The 21,321-nt window shown below is 61.6% G+C and carries 16 protein-coding genes and 1 tRNA gene; 13 read left to right on the forward strand and 4 right to left on the reverse strand.

Features of this window, described 5'->3' with window-relative positions; genetic code table 11:
* The first annotated feature begins 236 nt into the window (after positions 1-236).
* The 12 genes from acs to ACLIKD_RS07015 all read left to right on the forward strand — a co-directional run bounded on the left by acs (position 237) and on the right by ACLIKD_RS07015 (position 14,392).
* Positions 237-2,198 carry an acetate--CoA ligase gene (gene acs / locus ACLIKD_RS06960; RefSeq protein ID WP_428827725.1) on the forward strand — a complete coding sequence of 654 codons (1,962 nt, stop codon included), beginning with the start codon at positions 237-239 and terminating at the stop codon, positions 2,196-2,198.
* 186 nt (positions 2,199-2,384) lie between these two features.
* A complete protein-coding gene (locus ACLIKD_RS06965; protein ID WP_428827726.1) occupies positions 2,385-2,579 on the forward strand; it encodes a hypothetical protein in 195 nt (64 codons plus the stop codon).
* On the forward strand, positions 2,580-5,291 hold the full coding sequence (locus tag ACLIKD_RS06970) for an ATP-binding protein (protein WP_428827727.1): 2,712 nt from the start codon (positions 2,580-2,582) through the stop codon (positions 5,289-5,291).
* A 17-nt stretch (positions 5,292-5,308) separates the two neighbouring features.
* A complete protein-coding gene (locus tag ACLIKD_RS06975) occupies positions 5,309-5,680 on the forward strand; it encodes a response regulator transcription factor (protein ID WP_226419542.1) in 372 nt (123 codons plus the stop codon).
* Positions 5,681-5,782: 102 nt separating this feature from the next.
* Positions 5,783-7,945, forward strand: a complete 2,163-nt coding sequence (locus ACLIKD_RS06980) for a 3'-5' exonuclease (RefSeq protein ID WP_226419543.1) — start codon at positions 5,783-5,785, stop codon at positions 7,943-7,945.
* Position 7,946: 1 nt separating this feature from the next.
* Positions 7,947-9,008, forward strand: a complete 1,062-nt coding sequence (locus tag ACLIKD_RS06985; RefSeq protein ID WP_428827728.1) for a DUF294 nucleotidyltransferase-like domain-containing protein — start codon at positions 7,947-7,949, stop codon at positions 9,006-9,008.
* Positions 9,009-9,091: 83 nt separating this feature from the next.
* Positions 9,092-11,005, forward strand: a complete 1,914-nt coding sequence (locus tag ACLIKD_RS06990) for a DUF294 nucleotidyltransferase-like domain-containing protein (RefSeq protein WP_428828386.1) — start codon at positions 9,092-9,094, stop codon at positions 11,003-11,005.
* A gap of 2 nt (positions 11,006-11,007) precedes the next feature.
* Positions 11,008-11,688, forward strand: coding sequence for a hypothetical protein (locus ACLIKD_RS06995; protein ID WP_428827729.1), 681 nt, complete (start codon positions 11,008-11,010; stop codon positions 11,686-11,688).
* Between the two features lie 9 nt (positions 11,689-11,697).
* Positions 11,698-13,737 (forward strand): sodium:solute symporter family protein, encoded by a 2,040-nt coding sequence (locus ACLIKD_RS07000; RefSeq protein WP_428827730.1) that lies wholly within the window; start codon positions 11,698-11,700, stop codon positions 13,735-13,737.
* A gap of 1 nt (position 13,738) precedes the next feature.
* Positions 13,739-13,987, forward strand: coding sequence for a DUF4212 domain-containing protein (locus ACLIKD_RS07005; RefSeq protein ID WP_226473094.1), 249 nt, complete (start codon positions 13,739-13,741; stop codon positions 13,985-13,987).
* Between the two features lie 9 nt (positions 13,988-13,996).
* A complete protein-coding gene (locus ACLIKD_RS07010) occupies positions 13,997-14,266 on the forward strand; it encodes a hypothetical protein (RefSeq protein WP_428827731.1) in 270 nt (89 codons plus the stop codon).
* Between the two features lie 35 nt (positions 14,267-14,301).
* Positions 14,302-14,392: transfer RNA gene (locus ACLIKD_RS07015), tRNA-Ser, on the forward strand.
* Positions 14,393-14,454: 62 nt separating this feature from the next.
* Here ACLIKD_RS07015 and ACLIKD_RS07020 read toward each other — a convergent pair.
* From ACLIKD_RS07020 to ACLIKD_RS07030, 3 genes are read right to left on the reverse strand one after another with little or no spacing between them, the layout of a single operon-like run.
* Positions 14,455-15,165, reverse strand: coding sequence for a cupin domain-containing protein (locus ACLIKD_RS07020; RefSeq protein ID WP_428827732.1), 711 nt, complete (start codon positions 15,163-15,165; stop codon positions 14,455-14,457).
* 28 nt (positions 15,166-15,193) lie between these two features.
* Positions 15,194-16,039: an S-formylglutathione hydrolase gene (gene fghA / locus ACLIKD_RS07025; RefSeq protein WP_428827733.1), complete on the reverse strand. Its 846-nt coding sequence runs from the start codon at positions 16,037-16,039 to the stop codon at positions 15,194-15,196.
* Positions 16,040-16,055: 16 nt separating this feature from the next.
* Positions 16,056-17,171: an S-(hydroxymethyl)glutathione dehydrogenase/class III alcohol dehydrogenase gene (locus ACLIKD_RS07030; protein WP_428827734.1), complete on the reverse strand. Its 1,116-nt coding sequence runs from the start codon at positions 17,169-17,171 to the stop codon at positions 16,056-16,058.
* Positions 17,172-17,303: 132 nt separating this feature from the next.
* Here ACLIKD_RS07030 and ACLIKD_RS07035 point away from each other — a divergent pair, with 132 nt between their 5' ends.
* Complete coding sequence (locus ACLIKD_RS07035; RefSeq protein ID WP_428827735.1) at positions 17,304-18,197, forward strand: LysR family transcriptional regulator; 894 nt, start codon at positions 17,304-17,306, stop codon at positions 18,195-18,197.
* Here ACLIKD_RS07035 and ACLIKD_RS07040 read toward each other — a convergent pair.
* A complete protein-coding gene (locus ACLIKD_RS07040) occupies positions 18,194-21,142 on the reverse strand; it encodes a diguanylate cyclase domain-containing protein (protein ID WP_428827736.1) in 2,949 nt (982 codons plus the stop codon). The two genes, ACLIKD_RS07035 and ACLIKD_RS07040, sit on opposite strands and share 4 nt — an antisense overlap.
* Positions 21,143-21,321 lie beyond the last annotated feature (179 nt).

Consider the following 21,321-nt stretch of genomic DNA (forward strand, 5'->3'; position numbering starts at 1 on the left):
TACAGGGGGCCGCAGTTTATCACGCTGCTGCCAGGCGCCCCCGATATGCCGAAATGCTGCGGCGCAGCGTGATTTCGTAAGCGCATTGTAAGAATATCAACGTCTAATGCCGCTTCAACGCTGGTGAGAGAGTTGCTGATGATCTCCAGCTTGGACGGCTTTAACTATCCCGGGTTCTGCCCGAGATGCAATCGGTTGTTTCAACATAAATGCGAAGTACCGCAGAGGAGAAGAATATGTCGAATGAGTCCGTGCAGCTAATTTATCCGTCTGACGAAATCGTCAAGAATGCGGCGGTTTCCGGGATGGACGCCTATCGGGCGCTGTGCGCGGAAGCCGAGGCTGACTACGAAGGTTTCTGGGCAAGGCATGCCCGTGACCTGGTCACCTGGAAGCAGCCGTTCACCCAGGTGCTCGATGAGTCGAATGCCCCCTTCTTCAAGTGGTTTGCCGATGGCAAACTGAATGTTTCTTACAACTGTCTCGATCGTCAGGTCGAAGCCGGTCTCGGCGACAAGGTCGCCATCATCTTCGAAGCCGACAACGGCGAATCGACCAAGGTCACTTACAAGGAACTGCTGGCCAAGGTCTGCAAGATGGCCAACCTGCTGCGTTCCAAGGGCGTCAAGAAGGGCGATCGCGTCGTCATCTATTTGCCGATGACCGTCGAAGGCGTCGTCGCCATGCAGGCCTGTGCCCGCGTCGGGGCGATCCACTCCATCGTTTTCGGCGGTTTCTCCGCCCAGTCGCTGCGCGATCGCATGCACGATGCCGGCGCCGTGATGCTGATTACCTCCGACGGCCAGTTCCGCGGCGGCAAGGCCATTCCGCTCAAGCCGATTGCCGACGAAGCCTTCGGTCTGGGTGGTTGCGAGTGCGTCAAGAACGTCATCGTCTTCAAGCGTACCGGTGCTGAAGTCAACATGGTTGCCGGTCGCGACGAATGGTTGCACGACGCTCTGGCCAACCAGCCGGAAACCTGCGAACCGGAATGGGTCGAAGCCGAACACCCGCTGTTCCTGCTCTACACCTCCGGTTCCACCGGCAAGCCGAAGGGTGTCCAGCACTCTACCGGCGGCTACCTGCTGCACGCCATCATGACCATGAAGTACACCTTCGACATCAAGCCGAACGATGTCTTCTGGTGTACGGCCGACATCGGTTGGGTCACCGGGCACACCTACATCACCTACGGCCCGCTCGCTTGCGGCGCGACCGAAATCGTCTTCGAAGGCGTGCCGACTTACCCGGATGCCGGTCGTTTCTGGAAGGTGATCCAGACCCACAAGGTCAGCATTTTCTACACCGCGCCGACCGCGATCCGTTCGCTGATCAAGGCCGCCGACAACAACCCGGCCATCCATCCGAAGAGCTACGACCTGTCGTCGCTGCGCATCCTCGGTTCGGTCGGCGAGCCGATCAATCCGGCGGCCTGGCAGTGGTACTACGACAATGTCGGCGGCGGTCGCTGCCCGATCGTCGATACCTTCTGGCAGACCGAAACCGGCGGCCACATGATCACCCCGCTGCCGGGCGCCACGCCGCTGGTGCCGGGTTCCTGCACGCTGCCCTTCCCGGGCATCCAGGCCGCCATCGTCGATGAAACCGGGGCCGACGTGCCGTGGGGTCAAGGCGGCATTCTGGTCGTCAAGCGTCCGTGGCCGTCGATGATCCGGACGATCTGGAACGACGACGAGCGCTTCGTCAAGTCCTACTACCCGGCCGACTTCCAGGGCAAGTATTACCTGGCGGGCGACGGTGCGATCCGTGACATCAATACCGGCTATTTCACCATCACCGGCCGTATCGACGACGTGCTGAACGTTTCCGGTCACCGTATGGGGACGATGGAAATCGAATCCGCCCTGGTCGCCAATCCGATCGTCGCCGAAGCTGCCGTGGTCGGCCGTCCGGATGACCTGACCGGCGAAGCCATCGTTGCCTTCGTGGTGCTGAAAGGTCAGCGCCCGACCGGTGACGACGCCAAGCGCATCATCAAGGAACTGCAAGACTGGGTGGGCAAGGAGATCGGACCGATCGCCAAGCCGAAGGACATTCGCTTCGGCGACAACCTGCCGAAGACCCGTTCCGGCAAGATCATGCGCCGTCTGCTGCGTGGTCTGGCCAAGGACGAGGAACTGACGCAAGACACCTCGACGCTGGAGAATCCGGCCATTCTGGAACAACTGAAGGGTTAATTTCCTTTCCGTTCCCAGTTGAGCCAAAGAGGCGGCGAGCTTGCCACGCCGCCTCTACAGACTAAAAGGCAAGGAGGAGACAATGGTCGCCCATAAGGTGACCTCCCGTGTGGTCGCATCAGACTGCATGCCAACAACGGTCGGCACGCTTGGCGTGTCGACCGTTTTCTATTCCGGGGGTGCGTTTTGAAGAGAGCCAGTCCTGTTCGGCAACGTTTCGCGGCGCTCGGCCTGCTCGGCGTGCCCTTGCTGACGTTTCCGCTGCTCAGTCTGCCCGGTGGCAGTCTGGGGGGAATCCCGGCGACTTACCTGTACCTGTTCGGCGTCTGGGTCGGCCTGATTGCGCTGGCGGCCTGGGTGGCCGAACGGCGGAGGCCGTAAGTGCTCTCCGGCTGGTTCGTTGCCGCGCTCGCCTCGGCCTACCTCGGACTGTTGTTCGCGGTGGCCCGCTTTGGCGATGCGCGGGCCGACGCTGGCCGGTCGATCATCTCGGCCAATGTCTATGCGCTGTCGCTGGCCGTTTATTGCACGTCGTGGACTTTTTACGGCAGTGTCGGGCGCGCCACCTCGGGTGGTTTGTCCTTTTTGACCATTTATCTCGGGCCGACCCTGATGCTGATGTTCGTCGGGGTCATCATCAAGATGATCCGCATCAGCAAGGCCCAGCGCATCACCTCGATTGCCGACTTCATCGCCTCGCGGTACGGTAAAAGCCAGTTCCTGGCCGGCCTGGTGACGGTGATTGCGGTGATCGGCGTCGTTCCCTATATCGCCCTGCAACTGAAGGCGGTCGCCGCCAGCTTCGATGTGCTGTTCCAGCAGTCCAGCCACACCTTGCTGCCCTGGTGGCTCGATTCGACCTTGCTGATCGCCGCTGTCCTGGCGCTGTTCACCATTCTGTTCGGGACGCGTCATCTCGATGCGACCGAACGGCACGAGGGGATGGTCGCCGCCATTGCCTTCGAGTCGGTGGTCAAGCTGGTCGCTTTCCTGGCGGTTGGTCTGTTCGTCACCTACGGCATGTTCGGCGGCTTGTCCGATCTTTTCCAGCAGGCCGCGGCGAGTCCCGAGCTCCATCGTCTGGTGCAGCTTGATGAGGCGCGCGCCGGGACGTGGACCGCGTTGATCCTGCTCTCCGGCCTAGCCATTATTTTCCTGCCGCGCCAGTTCCAGATCATCGTCGTCGAGAATGTCGACGAGTCGCACCTGAAGCGCGCCGTCTGGCTTTTTCCGCTCTACCTTCTGTTGATCAACATTTTTGTGTTGCCCTTGGCGCTCGGTGGTCTGCTGCATTTCCAGGGGCAGAGCGTCAATCCGGATGTCTTCGTGCTGACGCTGCCGATGACCCGCGGCGCCGAAGCGCTGGCGCTGCTGGTCTTCATCGGTGGCCTATCGGCGGCGACCGGCATGGTCATTGTCGAAACCATCGCCTTGTCGACGATGGTCTGCAACGATCTGGTAATGCCCTGGCTGCTCCGCTCGACCTGGCTGAAAATAGAAAAGCGCCAGGATCTTTCCGGCCTGCTGATCGGCATCCGGCGCGTTGCCATCACGCTGATCCTGCTGCTCGGCTACATCTACTTCCGGGTCGCCGGTGAAGCCTATGCGCTGGTCGGCATCGGGCTGATTTCCTTTGCCGCGGTCGCGCAGTTTGCGCCGGCCATGTTCGGCGGCATGTACTGGAAGCAGGGCACCCGGGCCGGGGCCATCGGCGGCTTGCTGGCCGGCTTCGGCATCTGGCTGTACACGCTGTTGCTGCCGTCGTTCGCCAAGTCGGGCTGGATCGGCAGCGGCTTCGTCGAGCACGGTCTGTTCGGCATCGGCTGGCTGAAGGCCCAGGCTCTGTTCGGGCTCACCGGAATGGACGAGATTTCGCACTGCCTGTGGTGGAGCCTGCTGGCCAATATCGGCTGTTACGTCGTGGTGTCGCTCAATTCGAAGCCGGATGCCGTCGAGGCCGGGCAGGCCGAGCGCTTCGTCGATGTATTTCGGCACGCCCAGCGGGCAACCGATACCCGACTGTGGCGCGGCAATGCCTCGGTCGGTGCGCTGGTCGAACTGCTTGAGCGTTTCCTCGGGCCGCTGCGCGCCCGCCAGCAACTGGCGGCCTATGCCGGGAATCGCGGCGCCGGGGACTGGCGCAGTTTGCCGGCCGATGCCGATTTCGTGCATTTTGCCGAAGCCGAACTGGCCGGGGCGATCGGCTCGGCCAGTGCGCGGGTGATGGTGGCGTCGGTCGCCCAGGAAGAGGATCTTGGGCTGGAGGAGGTCCTCGATATTCTCGACGAGGCGACTCAGGTGCGCGCCTACAGCCGCGAACTGGAAACCAAGCAGGGCGAACTGGAGGCGGCGACCGCCGAATTGCGCGAGGCCAATGAGCGCCTGCGCGAGCTGGATCGGATGAAGGATGATTTCATCTCGACGGTGACCCACGAGTTGCGGACGCCACTGACCTCGATCCGGGCGCTCTCCGAAATGCTGCACGAAGATCCGCGGATGGAGCTCGTCGATCGCACGCGCTTCCTCGGCATCATCGTCAATGAAGCGGAGCGGCTGACCCGCTTGATCAACCAGATTCTCGACATGGCCAAAATGGAGTCGGGACGTGCCGAATGGACGACCGGGAAAGTCGATATCGGCGACGTGGTGCGCGAGGCGATGGATTCGCTCGGCCAGCTTTTCCGGGAAAAGGATGTGGCGCTGGACGGCGATATTCCGGCCAGCGGCCCGGTCGTTCTGGCCGACCGCGATCGACTGACTCAGGTGATGATCAACTTGCTGTCGAATGCGGTGAAGTTCGTGCCCGGCGGCACTGGGCGCGTCAGCGTCAAGCTGACGATCGATGGCAAATTCGTGCGCGTTGCCGTTTCCGACAACGGCCCCGGCTTGACGGCCGAGGAGTGCGTGGTCATTTTTGAGAAGTTCCGGCAGGGCGGCAACACGATGACCGACAAACCGCAGGGGACCGGTCTGGGCCTGCCGATCAGCCGGCAGATCGTCGAATATTTTGGTGGTAATCTCTGGGTAGAAAGCCAGCCCGGAGCGGGTGCAAATTTCATTTTCACGGTCCCTTTACCGGTGCCGGAAGAATAACAACGGAGACTAAAGGTATGGCGCACAAGATTCTGATTGTCGATGACGAACCGAATATCGTCATTTCGCTCGAATTCCTGATGAAAAAAGAAGGCTTCGAAATCGCCATCGCCGGCGATGGCGAGGAAGCCTTGGCCAAGGTGGCGAGCTTCAAGCCGGACCTGCTGCTGCTTGACGTGATGATGCCGAAGAAATCCGGTTTCGAGGTTTGTGAGGCGCTGCGTGCCGACCCGGCGCTGGCCGGTTTGTTGATCGTCATGCTGACCGCCAAGGGACGCGATACCGAGGTTGCCAAAGGCTTGGCGATCGGCGCCGATGCCTACGTCACCAAGCCGTTTTCGACCAAGGATCTGGTGGCCAAGGTCAAGAGCATGCTGGGCGTTGCCTGATCTTGACCTGCCGCACCCGATGGCCCGCGCTCATGCCGCGCGAGCTTCCCGTCGGGCGCGGTCGCCGGCCCGTTGCGGCCGAAATTCATTGGAATACGCGCCATGAAGGCTAAATATCGCTTCATCCTCGCCGTGGTCGTGCTCGGTCTGTTGATGACCGGGCCATTTGTCGTCAGTTCGCTGCTTGTCTGGCTGGACATGAAGGAAGCCGAGCGGAACCTGCTGGTCGAATTGCTCGTGTCGCGTCTGCCGGTCGGCACGATGATGACGATGTGCGGCTTCGCGATTGGCGTGCTGGTGCTGCACAAGCTGTTCAAGCAATATGTCGAGGGCCTGTTGCGGATGTCCGAAACGCTGCGCCTGATGCTCGGCGCCAACCGCGATTTTCGGGTAACGCTCGATGGGCCGCCGGAAGTGCAACAACTGGCGATGGCCGCCAACGATCTGGCGCAGCAGCGTGACGTGCTGATGAACGATGTCGATGCCCAGATCGGTCGAGCCAAAGCCTCGGTCGAGGAAGAGAAGAATCGGCTCGCTGCCTTGATGTCCGAACTGGCGCAAGCCGTCGTGGTCTGCAATCTCGACGGGCGCATCCTGCTTTACAACAACCGCGCCCGCCTCCAGTTCAAGGCGCTGGCGCTGGGGCCGACCTCGGTGAGCGGCGGGGCGCTGATCGGTCTCGGCCGGTCGATCTTCTCGATTCTCGAAAAGAATCAAGTCGAGCACGCCCAGGAAGTCATTCGCCAGCGTCTGGGGGCCGGCAAGACGGCCATTTCCAATTTCATCACGACGACCCGCGGCGGCCAGTTGCTGCGCGTCCAGATGGTTCCGGTTCTGGCGGCAGCGAGCGGGGAGGGCGAAGCGGCGATGTCCGGCTACGTGCTGACCGTCGAGAACATCACGCGCAGCATCGAGCTGGAGGCGCGTCGCGATCAGGTGCTGCATTCGCTGACCGAAGGCAGCCGTTCGGCCCTGGGCAATATCCGCGCCGCCGTCGCCAACCTGATCGACTATCCGGAAATGGAGCCGGAGTTGCGCGAGCGTTTCGTCAAGGTGGTCGATGACGAAGCCGCCCGGATGAGTCAGCGACTGGACCAGACCATGGTCGAGTTTTCCGATTCGATGAAAACCCGCTGGCCGCTCGAGGACATTCTCGGCATCGATATCATTGCCGCGGCCCAGCGCCGGATCAACGAAAAGCTCAATCTGCCGACGAAGACCGAGGAGCTGGACGATGCCTTGTGGGTCAAGGCCGACAGTTTCTCGCTGGTCTTTGCCCTGGTTTTTCTCGCCGCCAAATTGCAGGATCACTACGAGCCGCGCGAACTGCGTTTCCGTCTCAAATCGGAAGGCAAGCTGGCCTATCTCGATCTGATCTGGGCCGGTCCGGCCATGTCCTCGGAGACGTTCTACACCTGGGAAATGGATTCGATGCAGGTCGGCAGCGAAACGACACCGCTCTCCATCCGCGATGTCATCGACCGGCACGGCGGGGAAATCTGGTACCAGCGCGAGAAGGCGGCGCACCGCGCCTTCTTCCGCTTCGTGCTGCCGGTGGCGACGCCGGAAGTCGAGCAGGATCAGGAGGATCGCAAGCGCGGCTCGAGCCGGCCGGAGTATTACGATTTCGATCTGTTCAATTTTGCCGACAAGTCGATCGATCTCGAGCGCAAGCTCTCCGACCTGACCTGTACGGTTTTCGATACCGAAACCACCGGGCTGGAGCCTTCCAACGGCGACGAGATCATCCAGATCGGCGCCGCCCGGATTGTGAACAACCGCCTGTTGCGTCAGGAGGTTTTCGACCAGATCATCGATCCGGAATGCCCGCTCAAGCCCGAATCGATCCCGATTCACGGCATCACCGAAGACATGGTGCGCGGCAAGCCGACCATCGACGTGATCCTGCCGGCCTTCCACGAGTTTTGCGAAGATACCGTGCTGATTGCCCATAACGCGGCTTTCGACATGCGCTTCCTGCAATTGAAGGAGGAGCGGACCGGTATCCGCTTCTCGCAGCCGGTACTCGATACGTTGCTGCTCTCGGCGGTGGTGCATCCGAATCAGGAGTCGCACAAGCTCGACGTGATCCTGGAGCGCCTCGGCATCCATATCGCCAGCCGGCACAATGCGCTGGAAGATGCACTGGCGACCGGCGAGGTCTTCCTGAAACTGGTGCCGCTGCTTGAGGAAAAGGGCATCGTCACGGTGCGCCAGGCCCTGGAAGCGTCGGAGAAGACCTATTTTGCCCGGGTCAAGTACTGAGATGGCGCTGTCGAGCGGCGACTTTCTGCCTTGCCGCTGGCAGGCTGAAGTGCTGGCCGAACTCGATGGCTTGACGGCGCTCGACCAGGCGCCGGCCGTCGCCGGGCGTTTGCGCCAATTTCTGTTGGCCGTAGCTGGTCGCGGCATGGGCGGCTACAACATGACCCGCCTGATTTCGGCCTGCAACGACCGCTTGACCATCCGCATCGTCGACCTGACCAGCCAGCGTCACCATCTGCCGGACGTTGCCTGGTGCTGGCTGGCCATGGGGTCTGAAGGGCGATATGAACAGACCTTGGTCAGCGATCAGGACAACGGCCTGGTGTTCAATGCCGTCGATGGGCGCGAGGCCGAAGCGCTACGCACCCTGTTCCTGCCCTTCGCCGCGGAAGCCAATCAGCGTCTGGCCGATTGCGGCTTCAAGCTGTGCAGCGGCCAGGTCATGGCCGGCAATCCGGCCTGGTGTCTGTCGTTCGATGAATGGCGTGAGCAGTTCATCGACTGGGTCAGGCGACCCGAGCCGACTGCCTTGCTCAACGCCAGCATTTTTTTCGATCTGCGTCCGCTGGTCGGCCAGCTCGAACTGGGTGAAAGACTGCAGACCATCCTGCTCGGACTGACCACCGATACACCGTCCTTCCTCCATCTGATGGCCGGCAATGCGCTGCAGGCGGCGGTGCCGCTGAATTTTCGCGGCGAGATCGCGGCCGAGGAGGGCGACCAGCTCGATCTGAAAAAATTTGGCAGCCGGATATTCGTCGATGTCGCCCGGATTTTTGCCCTCGCCTCGGGAGCGCGCGCGGTGCACACCGCCGGGCGCCTGCGCGAGGCGGGCCCGGCGGCTGGCCTGAAAGCCGAGGGGATTGCCGCGGCGGAGTCGGCGTTTTCGCATGTCTTGCGCCTGCGGCTGGATCAGCAAAGGGCTGCTGCGGCAGCCGGCGTGAGCGATGGTCATGGCCTCAAGCTGTCGGCGCTGCACGAGATGGACAAGGCGATCCTGCGCGAGGCGCTGAAGCAGGCACGCCGCCTGCAACAGCGCCTCAAGTTAAACTATGCACTTTGAAGAAAAATGAGGTTGTCGTGAGCACGCCACAACAAGCACAAGAAAAACAGGAGTTTGCCGTCATTGCCGAGGTGGAAACGAGCCTGCGTCAGGAAGGGCGTCGGCGGGTCGCCGGCAACACCCTCACTTTTCTCAAAAAACATGCGCCGTTCGACAAGATGTCGGCCGATGCCTTGCAGCGTTTCGCCGAGCAGGCGCAGATCGCTTTCTACCCGGTGGGGAGCGAGATTGTCGGGGCGGCGTCCGGCAACGTCCGGTTCTTCTATCTGATCGAGTCCGGCAAGGTACAGGCCCGTCAGGCCGGCGAGGTCACCGTCACCGAGTACTCCATCCTCAGCCTCGGCGCCGGGGAAAGCTTCCCGATCGGTGCGGTTACGGCGGGGCGGCCGTCGACCAACAACTATGTGGCGGTCGAGGATACCTTCTGCTATCAGTTGCCGGCCGAAGACTTCATGGCGCTGATGGTGAGCAGCCCCGAGTTCAACCTGTTCTGTACGCAATACATCGCCAGCCTGCTCGACCAGTCGCGCCGGCAGTTGCAGTTGCAGTTTGCCCAGAAGGCCAGCGAACAACAGACGCTGAACTCGCCGCTGGCCGGCATCGGCTCCCGTTCGCCGGTGATCGTCGGGCCGGAGACCCCGCTGCGTGCCGCGCTGGAAATCATGTCGCAGGCCGGCATCGGTTCGCTGGTCGTCGCCGGCGAAGACCGGAAACCGGTTGGCGTGTTCACGCGCAGCGATTTGCTCGATCGCGTCGTTCTGGCTGACCGGCCTCTGACTGCACCAATCAGCGAGGCGATGTCGGCGGCGCGCTTGTGTCTGGATGAAAACGCCACGGCTTACGACGCGATGCTCGCCATGGCTTCGCAAGGCGTCCGTCACGTGCTGGTGACCGATGCCGAAGGGCGGTTGACCGGCGTCGTTTCCGAGCGGGATCTGTTCTCGCTGCAGCGCGTCGGTCTGCGCCAGATTCGCCAGTCGATCGATTCGGCGCACGACGTCGAGGCGCTTCTGCAGTCGGCGGCCGATGTCCGTCAGCTGGCTTTCAACATGCTGGCGCAGGGGATCGGCGCCGAGCAGTTGACCCAGTTCATCTCGGCGCTGAACGACGCATTGACCCGGCGGGTCATCCAGCTCAACCTGGAAAAGCATAATTTCGACGGTATCGAATGGGCCTGGCTGGCCTTCGGCTCGGAAGGGCGCGACGAGCAGACCTTCAGCACCGACCAGGATAACGGCATCGTCTTTGCCTGCCCCGACGGTGTAGCGGTCGACGCGCTGCGCCAGCGTTTCCTGACCTTCGCCCTCGACGTCAACAAGGATCTCGACCGTTGCGGTTTTCCGCTGTGCAAGGGCAACATCATGGCGAGCAATCCGCAATGGTGCCTGACGCTCGGCGAGTGGAAAAATCAGTTCAGCAAGTGGATCCGCATGCCGGAGCCGACCGCGCTGCTCAACGCGACCATCTTTTTCGACTTTCGGCCCTTGTACGGCAAGCATGAACTGGCCGACAACATGCGTCGTTTCCTGCTGGAACAGGCGGCGGCCAACCCGATCTTCCTCCAGTCGATGGCCAGGAATGCGCTCGATGTCGCACCGCCGCTGGGCAAGTTGCGCGACTTCCTGACCGATCTTGAACCGGATCATCCGGGCAAGATCGACCTCAAGAAATACGGCTCGCGGATCTTCGTCGATGTGGCCCGCATCTACGCGCTGGCCACCGGCGTGCACAACACCAACTCGGTGCAGCGCCTGCGTCTGGCTTCGCAGCGTCTGGCGGCGCGCGGCGAGGAAATCAATGCCGTGCTCGATGGGCTGAATTTCATCCAGCTGCTGCGTTTGCAGCATCAGTATCTGGAAGGGGAGCCGGGCAGCCAGGGTGACAATCTGATCGATCCCGACAAGCTCAACGAACTGGATCGGCGCATTCTGAAGGAATCCTTCCGTCAGGCCCGCAAGATCCAGTCGCGGCTCAAACTCGACTATCAGGTGAACTGAGCATGTTCGGACTGAAAGGTTTGCTGTTCAAGAGCGTCGCTCCCGCGCATCTGCCGGACGACGTGCGGGCCGCGCTCGATGCCTGGCGCAATACGCCGGCCCCGACGCTGGACGATTTCCATTTTCACACCCGTTACGTGATCGTCGATATCGCCAGCCGCGGAATGAATCCGGAGTCCGATCAGTTGCTGGAAATCGCGGCCAGCACGGTGCAGCGGGCGACCATCTTGCCGGCCGACGCATTGTTCATCGATCTCGAGACATCGGCCGACAACGATGCTCCCGCCGACGAGGCATCGCTCGACCGTCAGTTGATGGCCTTTCTGCAGTTTGCCGGCAAGGCACCGCTGGTGACCTATCACGTGTCGTATGTCGGCGGATTTCTGCAACGGGCTTTCAGGGAGCGCCTGGGGGTCGATTTCCAGCCGCAGTGGATCGATCTCGCCTGGCTGCTGCCGGCGATGTTCAGCGACAAGGGAAGCAGCGTGATGCCGCTTGATCACTGGATCGGCGTCTTCGGTCTCGATGCCGGCAGCGGCCGGCGCAGCGCGATGGAAAACACGCTGCTGCTCGCCCGGATTTTCCAGATGCTGCTGGTTCGCGCTTCCGCCAAGGAAATCGATACGGCGGCCCGGCTGATCGACGAGTCCCGGGCCAGCACTTTCCTGCGCCGTACCCATTAGTCGCGCCGAATGCTCCACTCCCTGACCAAGCTGCAGCGCTACTACCTTTATTACACCGGTAGTTTCCTGGCTTTCGTTCTCAGTCTGGCGGTTCTTGAAGACCATGGCATGCCGCCGCGCTGGATCGGCTACGCCTTCCTGTTCTTCACCATCTCGATGTACGCCGCGATCGGCATTGCCAGCCGGACATCCGACGTCTCCGAGTATTACGTCGCCGGCCGCCGCGTGCCGGCTTTCTTCAATGGCATGGCAACCGGCGCCGACTGGATGAGCGCCGCCTCCTTCATGGGGCTGGCCGGCACGCTATACCTCTCCGGTTTTCAGGGGCTGGCCTATGTCATCGGCTGGACCGGCGGCTTCGTGCTGGTAGCGCTGTTGCTGGCACCGTATCTGCGGCGTTTCGGTCAGTACACCATTCCCGACTTTCTCGGCGCCCGTTACGGTGGCACGGCAATCCGGCTGGTCGCCGTCGGTGCCGCCATCCTTGCCTCGTTCATCTATGTCGTGGCGCAAATTTACGGTGTCGGGGTCATCACCAGCCGTTTTGTCAGCTTGCAATTCGAGATCGGTGTTTTCGTCGGGCTGGCCGGCATTCTCGTCTGTTCGTTCCTGGGGGGCATGCGGGCAGTCACGTGGACCCAGGTTGCCCAGTACGTGATCCTGATCGTTGCCTATGTGACGCCGGTCGCTATCCTTTCCTACAACGTGACCGGCATTCCGGTGCCGCAACTCGTCTACGGCAAGGTCCTGCAACAAGTGACGCAGCTTGAGAACCGCTTGTTCGACACGCCGGCCGAAATCGAGGTGCGTACCCTGTACCACGCACGGGCCGACGACTATGCCCAGAAAATCATGCAACTCCCCGAGTCGTTGAGACTGGAGCGCGAGCAGTTGTCGACCCAGATTAACCAGTTGAAGGCCAGCGATAGCCAGATGCGGGATATCGTCGCCCTCGAGCGTCAGCGCCGGGAGTTGCCGCATGACCCGGATCAGGCCCGGCTGATCTGGGAAGCTGAAATGTTTTCGGCCATCGAGCGCAGCAAGCCGCCCATTCACCACGCCGAGGCCTTCCCGGCCGAAGACCCCGAGGAGCAGTTGGCGCAGCGTATCAATTTCCTTGCCCTGATCTTTTGTCTGACCGTCGGCACGGCGGCCTTGCCGCATGTGCTGATTCGTTACTACACGACGCCGACCGTCAGTCAGGCGCGGGAGTCCGTCTTCTGGTCGCTGCTGCTGATTCTGATTCTTTACATGACGGCACCGGCCTACGCCGTATTTGCCAAATACGAAGTGCTGTCGAACCTCGCCGACCTGCCCATCGCCAAGCTGCCGAGCTGGGTCGCGGCGTGGACCAAGGTCGGCCTGGTGACGATCGAGGACATCAACCGGGACGGCATCCTGCAACTGGCCGAGTTGTCGATGAATCCCGACGTGATTGTCCTCGCCACGCCGGAAATCGCTGGCATGCCCTACGTGGTCTCCGGCCTCGTTGCGGCGGGGGCGCTGGCGGCGGCATTGTCGACGGCCGACGGCCTGTTGCTGACCATTACCAGCGCGCTGTCGCATGACGTCTATTACCGGATTCTTCGCCCGGATGCTTCAACCCAGCTTCGCCTCGTCATCTCGAAATCGATGCTGCTGGTGGTCGCCGTTCTGGCCGCCACGGTCGCGGCGGAAAAGCCCGGAACCATCCTGTCGATGGTGGCCTGGGCATTTTCGATTGCCGGCTCGGCCTTTTTTCCGGCGCTCGTTCTCGGGATTTTCTGGAGCCGTGCAACCCGCACCGGGGCGCTCACCGGCATGCTGGCCGGGGTCATGCTGACAATTTATTACATCGTGCGGGTCGAGTTCGACGGCATCCCGTGGCTGGGGATCAGCGGCATCAAAATGGCGCCGTGGTTCCATGTCCAATCGTCGTCGGCCGGAGTCTTCGGCGTCTGTGCCGGCTTCATCATCATTGTGATTGTCAGCCTGATGACCAAGCCCTATCCGGAAGCCCAGAGTTTCCTGAATGGTATCCGACGCAGCAAGAGCGGAAGTGGCGGTTAGCATGGCCGACAGCGATACCTATTGGCGCAAGACGCGCGCCTTAACCATCATGCTGTTTCTTCTGTGGCTGACTGTCACTTTCCTGGGCGGCTGGTTTGCCCGCGAACTGAACGAAATAGTCATCTTCGGCTTCCCGCTCGGCTTTTACATGGGCGCCCAGGGCATTCTTATCTTCTTTCTGGCGATCATCGGGTTTTACAACTACCGAATGCGCAAGCTGGATGCCGAATTCAACATTGACGACGAGTAGCTGATCAGGATGTTGCTCTTCGTTATCGGTGCATTGCGGGCAATCGTTGAAATGCTCGGTCTCTGTCTGGTCGCCCAGGGGATGCTCTACATCCTGGCCGGCCGGGGAAGGGCGGCCAATCCGATCTACCAACTGTTTTCGATAATCACCGCGCCGCCCCGTCGCCTGGTCGCCTGGCTGCTGCCGCAGCGCGCAAGTGCAATGACCATCGGTATCGTCTGTTTTGCGCTTCTGCTGCTGTTTTGGCTCGGATTGGCCGTAATGCGAAAGTTTATTTGACCGTCTCCGCTCTTCTGCTACAATGCGCGCCTCCTGGAGAGGTGGATGAGTGGTTTAAGTCGCACGCCTGGAAAGCGTGTGTAGGGTAATCCCCTACCCCGGGTTCGAATCCCGGTCTCTCCGCCAGGCTTCCGCAAGGCCCGATTTCTTAATCTATTTAATAGGTTACGAAGTCGGGCTTTTTGCATTCATCCCCGAGCGAAACAATCCGGTTGGAGCATCGGGGCGTCCAGGTGCCCGACCTTGACGTAGATGATCGCGCCCTTGGCGCCGGTGAATGGGGCGTGCCGGCTCCAGCGCGGGCTGCGTAGCCAGGTACCGGCCGGATAGTCACCCCGTTCATCGCAGAAGACGCCTTGCAGCACGAGAATTTCCTCGCCGCCCGGATGGGTGTGTGGATTGAATTGCGTGTGGGGTGCCCATTTGACCAGTGCCGAACTGATCCCGTCGAACTCGTGCAACGGCATCACCGCCAGGCCTGGGACAAGACCCGGTCGCCAACTGGCGGTGGCGGTGTCGAGCACCAGCTTCTGCTGATCGCCGGGCGAGAACTGCCAGACCTTGACGAAAATCGTGCAGCCGGCGCGGGTGAATGGCGTGTGTGCCGAGCCGGGCGGATTGCGAACGTAGGTTCCGGCCGGGTAATCGCCGTGCTCGTCGGAGAATACCCCGTCGAGAACCAGAAATTCCTCTCCGCCGTCATGCGTGTGCCGGCTGAACGCTGCGCCGGGAGCATAACGAACGATGCTGGTGGCCCGGGCGATCTCGCCGCCGATCCGGTCGAGCCGGTGGCGCCAGACGCCCGGACAGGGGGAGGGCGCCCAATCCTCGGCATCGACTGACGGGGCGACGACGCGTTGCGCGAAGTCGGCGTTGATTCTGAGGTCGGCGTTGTTCAAGGCAGGCTCTCCGGGTTCCGCACCGCGCCTAGCCTTTCAGCGCCTTGGCATGGTGGCGCAAGTGGTCGTCGATGAAGCTGGCGATGAAGTAGTAGCTGTGGTCATAACCGGCTTGCAGGTGCAGCGTCAGCGGGTGGTTGGCCGCCGTGGCGGCCGAGCGCAGGGTTTCCGGTTTGAGTTGCGTGAGCAGGAAATCATCGCGGTCGCCCTGGTCGATCAGGATCGGCAGTTGCTCGGCGGCCTTGGCGATCAGCAGGCTGGCATCCCATTCGCGCCAGGTGGAGCGGTCTTCGCCGAGGTAGCGGGAAAAGGCCTTTTCGCCCCAGGGCACGGTCATCGGGTTGGCGATCGGCGCGAAGGCGGAAAGCGACTGGTAACGCCCGGGGTTGCGCAGGGCGCAAACCAGCGCGCCATGGCCGCCCATCGAGTGGCCGCTGATGCCGCGCTTGTCCGAGACCTGGAAGCTGGCCTCGATCAGGGCGGGAAGCTCATGCACCACGTAGTCGTGCATCCGATAGTGCCGGTCCCATGGTGCCTGGGTCGCATTCAGGTAGAAGCCGGCGCCCAGCCCGAAATCCCAACCGCCGTCCGGATCGCCCGGCACCTCGGCGCCGCGCGGGCTGGTGTCGGGGGCGACGATGATGATGCCGAGTTCGGCGGCCAGGCGCTGGGCGCCGGCCTTCTGCATGAAATTCTCGTCGGTGCAGCTGAGTCCTGACAGCCAGTACAGGACCGGCAGCTTTTCACCCTGTTCGACCTGGGGCGGCAAATAGACGGCGAAGGTCATGTCGCAATTCAGCACCGTCGAGCGATGCCGGTAGCGCTTGTGCCAGCCGCCGAAGCTTTTCTGGCAGGAGATGTTCTCGATGCTCATTGCGCTGTTTCCTGGCTCAGAAGTGGATGACCGTGCGGATGCTCTTGCCTTCATGCATCAGGTCGAAGGCCTTGTTGATGTCTTCGAGCGGCATGGTGTGGGTGATGAAGGTGTCGAGCGGAATCTCGCCCTTTTGCGCTTTCTCGACGTAACCGGGCAGTTCCGTGCGGCCCTTGACGCCGCCGAAGGCCGAGCCGCGCCAGACGCGCCCGGTCACCAACTGGAAGGGGCGGGTGCTGATTTCCTGGCCGGCGCCAGCGACGCCGATGATGGTCGATTCGCCCCAGCCCTTGTGACAGCACTCGAGCGCCGCCCGCATCAGGTTCACGTTGCCGACGCACTCGAAGGAGTAATCGACGCCGCCGTCGGTCATGTCGACGATGACTTCCTGGATCGGCTTGGCATGATCCTTAGGGTTGATGCAGTCGGTCGCGCCCAATTGGCGGGCGATCTCGAACTTGCCGGGATTGATGTCGATGGCGATGATGCGTGAAGCCTTGGCCATCGTCGCGCCGATGATCGCCGCCAGACCGATGCCGCCGAGGCCGAAGATGGCGACCGTGGCGCCGGCTTCCACCTTGGCGGTGTTGAGCACCGCGCCGATTCCGGTGGTGACGCCGCAGCCGAGCAGGCAGACCTTTTCGAGCGGCGCATCCTTGGCGATCTTGGCCAGCGAGATTTCCGGCAGCACGGTGTATTCGGAGAAGGTCGAGCAACCCATGTAGTGATAGATCGGCTGGCCCTGGTAGGAGAAGCGGCTGGTGCCGTCGGGCATCAGGCCCTTGCCCTGGGTGGCGCGGACCGCCTGGCAGAGGTTGGTCTTGCCCGATTTGCAGAATTTGCAGACGCCGCATTCGGCGGTGTACAGCGGAATCACATGGTCGCCGACGGCCAGCGAGGTGACGCCTTCGCCGATGGCTTCGACGATGCCGCCGCCCTCATGGCCGAGAATGGCCGGAAAAATGCCTTCTGGATCGTCGCCGGACAGCGTGAAGGCATCGGTATGACAGACGCCGGAAGCGACGATGCGGACCAGCACTTCGCCGGCCTTCGGCGGTTCGACATCGACTTCGACGATTTGCAGCGGCTGGTTGGCAGCGAAAGCAACGGCGGCACGGGACTTGATGGTCATGAGGGTTCTCTGGCGGTAGGAGTAATGGGGCTGAGTATAATTAGTGCCCCGTGGTCGATAAATCGATTCCCTGCAATTGATTGTTGCCGTGTGGGGATAATCATTCGAAGGATTGCCGATGGAGGCTGAGCAATGAGTCGCTGGGACGGACTGGATGAATTCGTTGCCGTTGCCGAGAGCGGCAGCTTCGCCCGTGCCGCCGAAGGGCTGCGCGTTTCGTCGTCGCACGTCAGTCGCCAAGTGGCGGCTCTTGAAGAGCGCCTGCAGGCGCGACTGCTCTACCGGACGACCCGGCGGGTGTCGCTGACCGAGGCCGGGCAGAGCTTCTTCGCGCGATGCCAGCGGCTGATCGAAGAGCGCGACGAGGCCTTCCTGACCATGGGCGATCTGCAAAGCGCGCCGACCGGCCTGCTGCGCATGACCGCTGCCGTGGCTTATGGCGAGCGCTTCATCGTGCCGCTGGTCAATGACTTCATGGCCAGGTATCCGCAGTTGCGAGTCGATATCGAATTGACCAACCGCACCCTCGATATGGTTCATGAAGGCTTCGATCTGGCGATCCGCCTTGGCCGGTTGAATGATTCCAGCCTGGTGGCGACCCGGATCGCTCCGCGCGCCATGTATTTGTGTGCCGCCCCGGCCTACCTCGAACGTTATGGCCGTCCGCACACGCTTTCGGAGTTGGGGCAGCATAACTGCCTGATCGGCACCAGCGATGTCTGGTCCTTCCGCCAAGGCGACCGTGAATTCCAGTTCAGGCCGAGCGGCAACTGGCGCTGCAATAGCGGTCAGGCAGTGCTGGATGCGACGCTGCGCGGTTTCGGTCTGAGCCAGTTGCCCGATTACTACGTTCTCGATCTGCTGCGGAAGGGCGAACTGGTTGCCCTTCTTGAAACAAACCAGCCGCCCAACGCCGCCGTCTGGGCCGTCTATCCGCAACGCCGTTATTCGCTGCCCAAGGTGCGCCTGCTGATTGAAGAGCTCAAGGCCGGTCTGGCGCTTCGCCCCGAATATTCTTCCGGCTAACTGCCTCCCTCATAAAAGCGGATCGTGTTGCGGCCAGCCTCTTTGGCTTGATACATCGCGATGTCGGCGTGTTTCAGGATCTCGTTCTGACTGACTTGCTGGCCAATAAACAAGGTGACGCCAATGCTTGCCGAACAATGATGCTCCACTGTCGACTCCTGGTCGTTACCCTCGGATGAAATCAGGAAGTAGGGTTGGGCGAGGATGGTGCGTATTTTTTCGGCGATCGCCAGGGCCTGCTCCCGCGAGGCCGATGCCGCGGAGTTCAGGCTGCCCAGTATCACCACGAATTCGTCGCCGCCCAGACGTGCGACGGTGTCGATTTGACGAACGCTGGAACTGAGCCGCCGCGCCACTTCGATCAGCAACTGGTCGCCAGCCGCATGGCCATGCTCGTCATTGAGCGGCTTGAAGTTATCCAGGTCGAGCAGCATCAGCGCACCATGGAGTCCGGTTCGCTTGCCGTTGGCCAGGGCCTGGGTCAGCCGGTCGTTCAGCAGGCGGCGATTGGGCAGCAGGGTCAGGCTGTCGTAATACGCCAGGTTGCGGATTTGCTCTTCGGCCCGCTTGCGTTCGCTGATGTTGGTATGAACGATGACGGCTCCTTTGCCTCCCGTTCCCAACGGAGTGACCGTCATGAAAAACCAGCGCTGCTCGCTGGGCGAATGGCACGAGTACTCCATGCTGAAGGTCGGCAGACGACCGTCGAGCACCCCTTGAATCCCCGCTCTGGCATTGATCGCGCCGTCCACACCGGCGGCGTTCGTGGTGTTGCACATATCAAGGTAGTTCGTTCCGATGTCGGTGTGCGCTGGCCGATGGCCTGGCTCGACGCTGTTTTCCCGCGAAAACCTTCGCCACGCTTCGTTGAGCGAGACGATGACGCCGGTTTCATCGATCACCGCGATCTGACTCGAGATGGAATTGAGCACTCCCTGGATGAAGTCCTGGCCATCGCGCAAGCGTTCCTCGGCCAGACATTTCTCGATCGTGATGCTGGCGAGTCTGGCCGACTGCTCGATCAAGGCAATATCGGCCTCGGTCGGCTGGTGGGCGTTGTGGTGGTAGATCGCAAAGGTGCCAAGAATCCGGTTCGACCCGGAACGGATCGGCTGTGACCAGCAGGCCCCCAGACCGGCCCGTGCCGCCAGATCCTTGTACTGCACCCAGTAGGGATGCGTGGCGATATCCTCGACGACCACCCGCTCTCCGGTAAATGCGGCCGTACCGCACGAACCGACGCCGATACCGATTTCGACACCGTTCATCGCGGCATTGAAGAAATCCGGCAAGCTCGGGGCAATCCCCTGGCCGAGATGCCTGCCCTCGTCATCAAGCAACAGGATGCTGCAGCGCATCGCCGGATGCAGTTTTTCGATACCCCGGACGATGGCCAGCAGAATGATCCGAAGGGCAGCACCACCGGCCAGCATTTCGAGGATGTGGTTGCGGAAACGTTCGTAATCCTCGGCCTGTTTGCGCCCGGAAATATCGACGATCAGGCCGAGCATGCCGCCGCCCTCACCATCGCCCGGATCGAAGGCGCGTCGTTGATAGAGCGCGGTGCGGCGTACGCCATCGGCGAAGGCGATGCTGATTTCCTCGTTGGTCTGGCCGCCTTCGCGGATCAATTTCAGATCGGCCGCCTGAAAAGCCTCGCGTTCCGCCTGGGGGATATAGTCGAGGTCAAGCACTGTCCGGCCGACGAACATCTCGCGACTGATGCCGAAAGCCTCCTCGTAAGCCGTATTGCAAGCGATAAAGACGGTATCGTTGCCTTTGACGAAAATCGGATTGGGCAGGGCGTCGAGGAAGGCGGAGAAGCGCGTGACCTGTCGTTTTAATTCCGCTTCGCGTTGCGCCAGGGTGCCGAGCAGATGATTGAAACCGCCGATCAGTTGGCCGATTTCATCTTCTCTGGCGATGGGCAAGGGCTGGCGCAGCGCATCGGAGGCCGACATGCGGGCCAGCATGTCGGCTGTCTCGAGTATTGGCGACAGCTGGCGCCTGAGCATCCACAGGGTGATCAAGCCGGCCGCCAGGGTGAGTAACAGCGTTGCCACGATCATCCGCTGCTGCATCGCCCGGATCGGGGCAAAGGCTTCGGCCGTGGCGATCGACGCCGAAATCCCCCAGTTGACGGACTGGAGCCTCTTGGCCGAGTTGAGTACCTCGACCCTTTGCGGATTCAGATAGATCTGCGAGCCGTCAAAGCCATCGATGAAGCGGTCAATGGCCGGGATAGCGCCGCGTGGGCGCAGTTGCTGCATGACCCGCTCTTTTCTGGTCGCCGCGATAATCAGCCGCTCCTGCCTTGCCACCAGGAAATAGCTGCCGGTCTTGCCATATTGGCTTTGCGTCAGATGGTCGAGGAAGTCCGGATTTTGCAGGGCAATTACCCCGACCAAGGCGCCGATCACCCGACCATCCGCATCGCGGATCGGCACGGCGATGCCAAAGACCGGCACGCCGGGCTGCTGGCTCATTACCGGGGTGCCGATCACCGACCGGCCGTCCTTCAGTGCGCTGGCGATCGCCTCGCGATCGATGACCGGGAAACCGACCTGTCCCGGATTGTGGAACGCTTCGGCAATCGGCGTGCCACTCCGGTTGGTGATCAACAAGCCGCCATTGAACAGTGTGTGCAGTACGGGCTGGCTGGCCAGCAGCTTCTGCAGGGCGGCGGTATCGGCCAAGGTTTGCCGGCTGATGCTGTTCGAGAATTGCTCCAGGGCCTTGGTGCGATCGCCCAGATAGTCGTCGACTGCCTTGGCGATCAAGGAAACCACCGAGAACTGCTGGTCGCCCAGCTGCTGTTGCATGTCCTCGCGCAACATCCGGCTGGCATAGAAAGCCAGCGACCACAGGCTGATCAGAAAGATCGTCAGGGTAAATAAGGTAACCCGGGTCTTCAGCGAAACCCATGGGAGAAATTTTAAATTCATACGATGAGTCTACGCTGGCGCTAGGTCCGCAGCACTGGTCAGGGTTGGAAAATTTCGGGCGGCTGGATGGCGAGCGCTTCGGCAAGCCGAATATTTCATTTGCCAACCAACGCGCTTAATAAAACTGCAATGGGACACGATGAGAATACAACTGCATCCAATGAGTCCGATTGATATAG

Origin of the sequence: Azonexus sp. IMCC34842 (assembly GCF_050368855.1) — a bacterium.
Lineage (GTDB): Bacteria > Pseudomonadota > Gammaproteobacteria > Burkholderiales > Rhodocyclaceae > Azonexus > Azonexus denitrificans_A.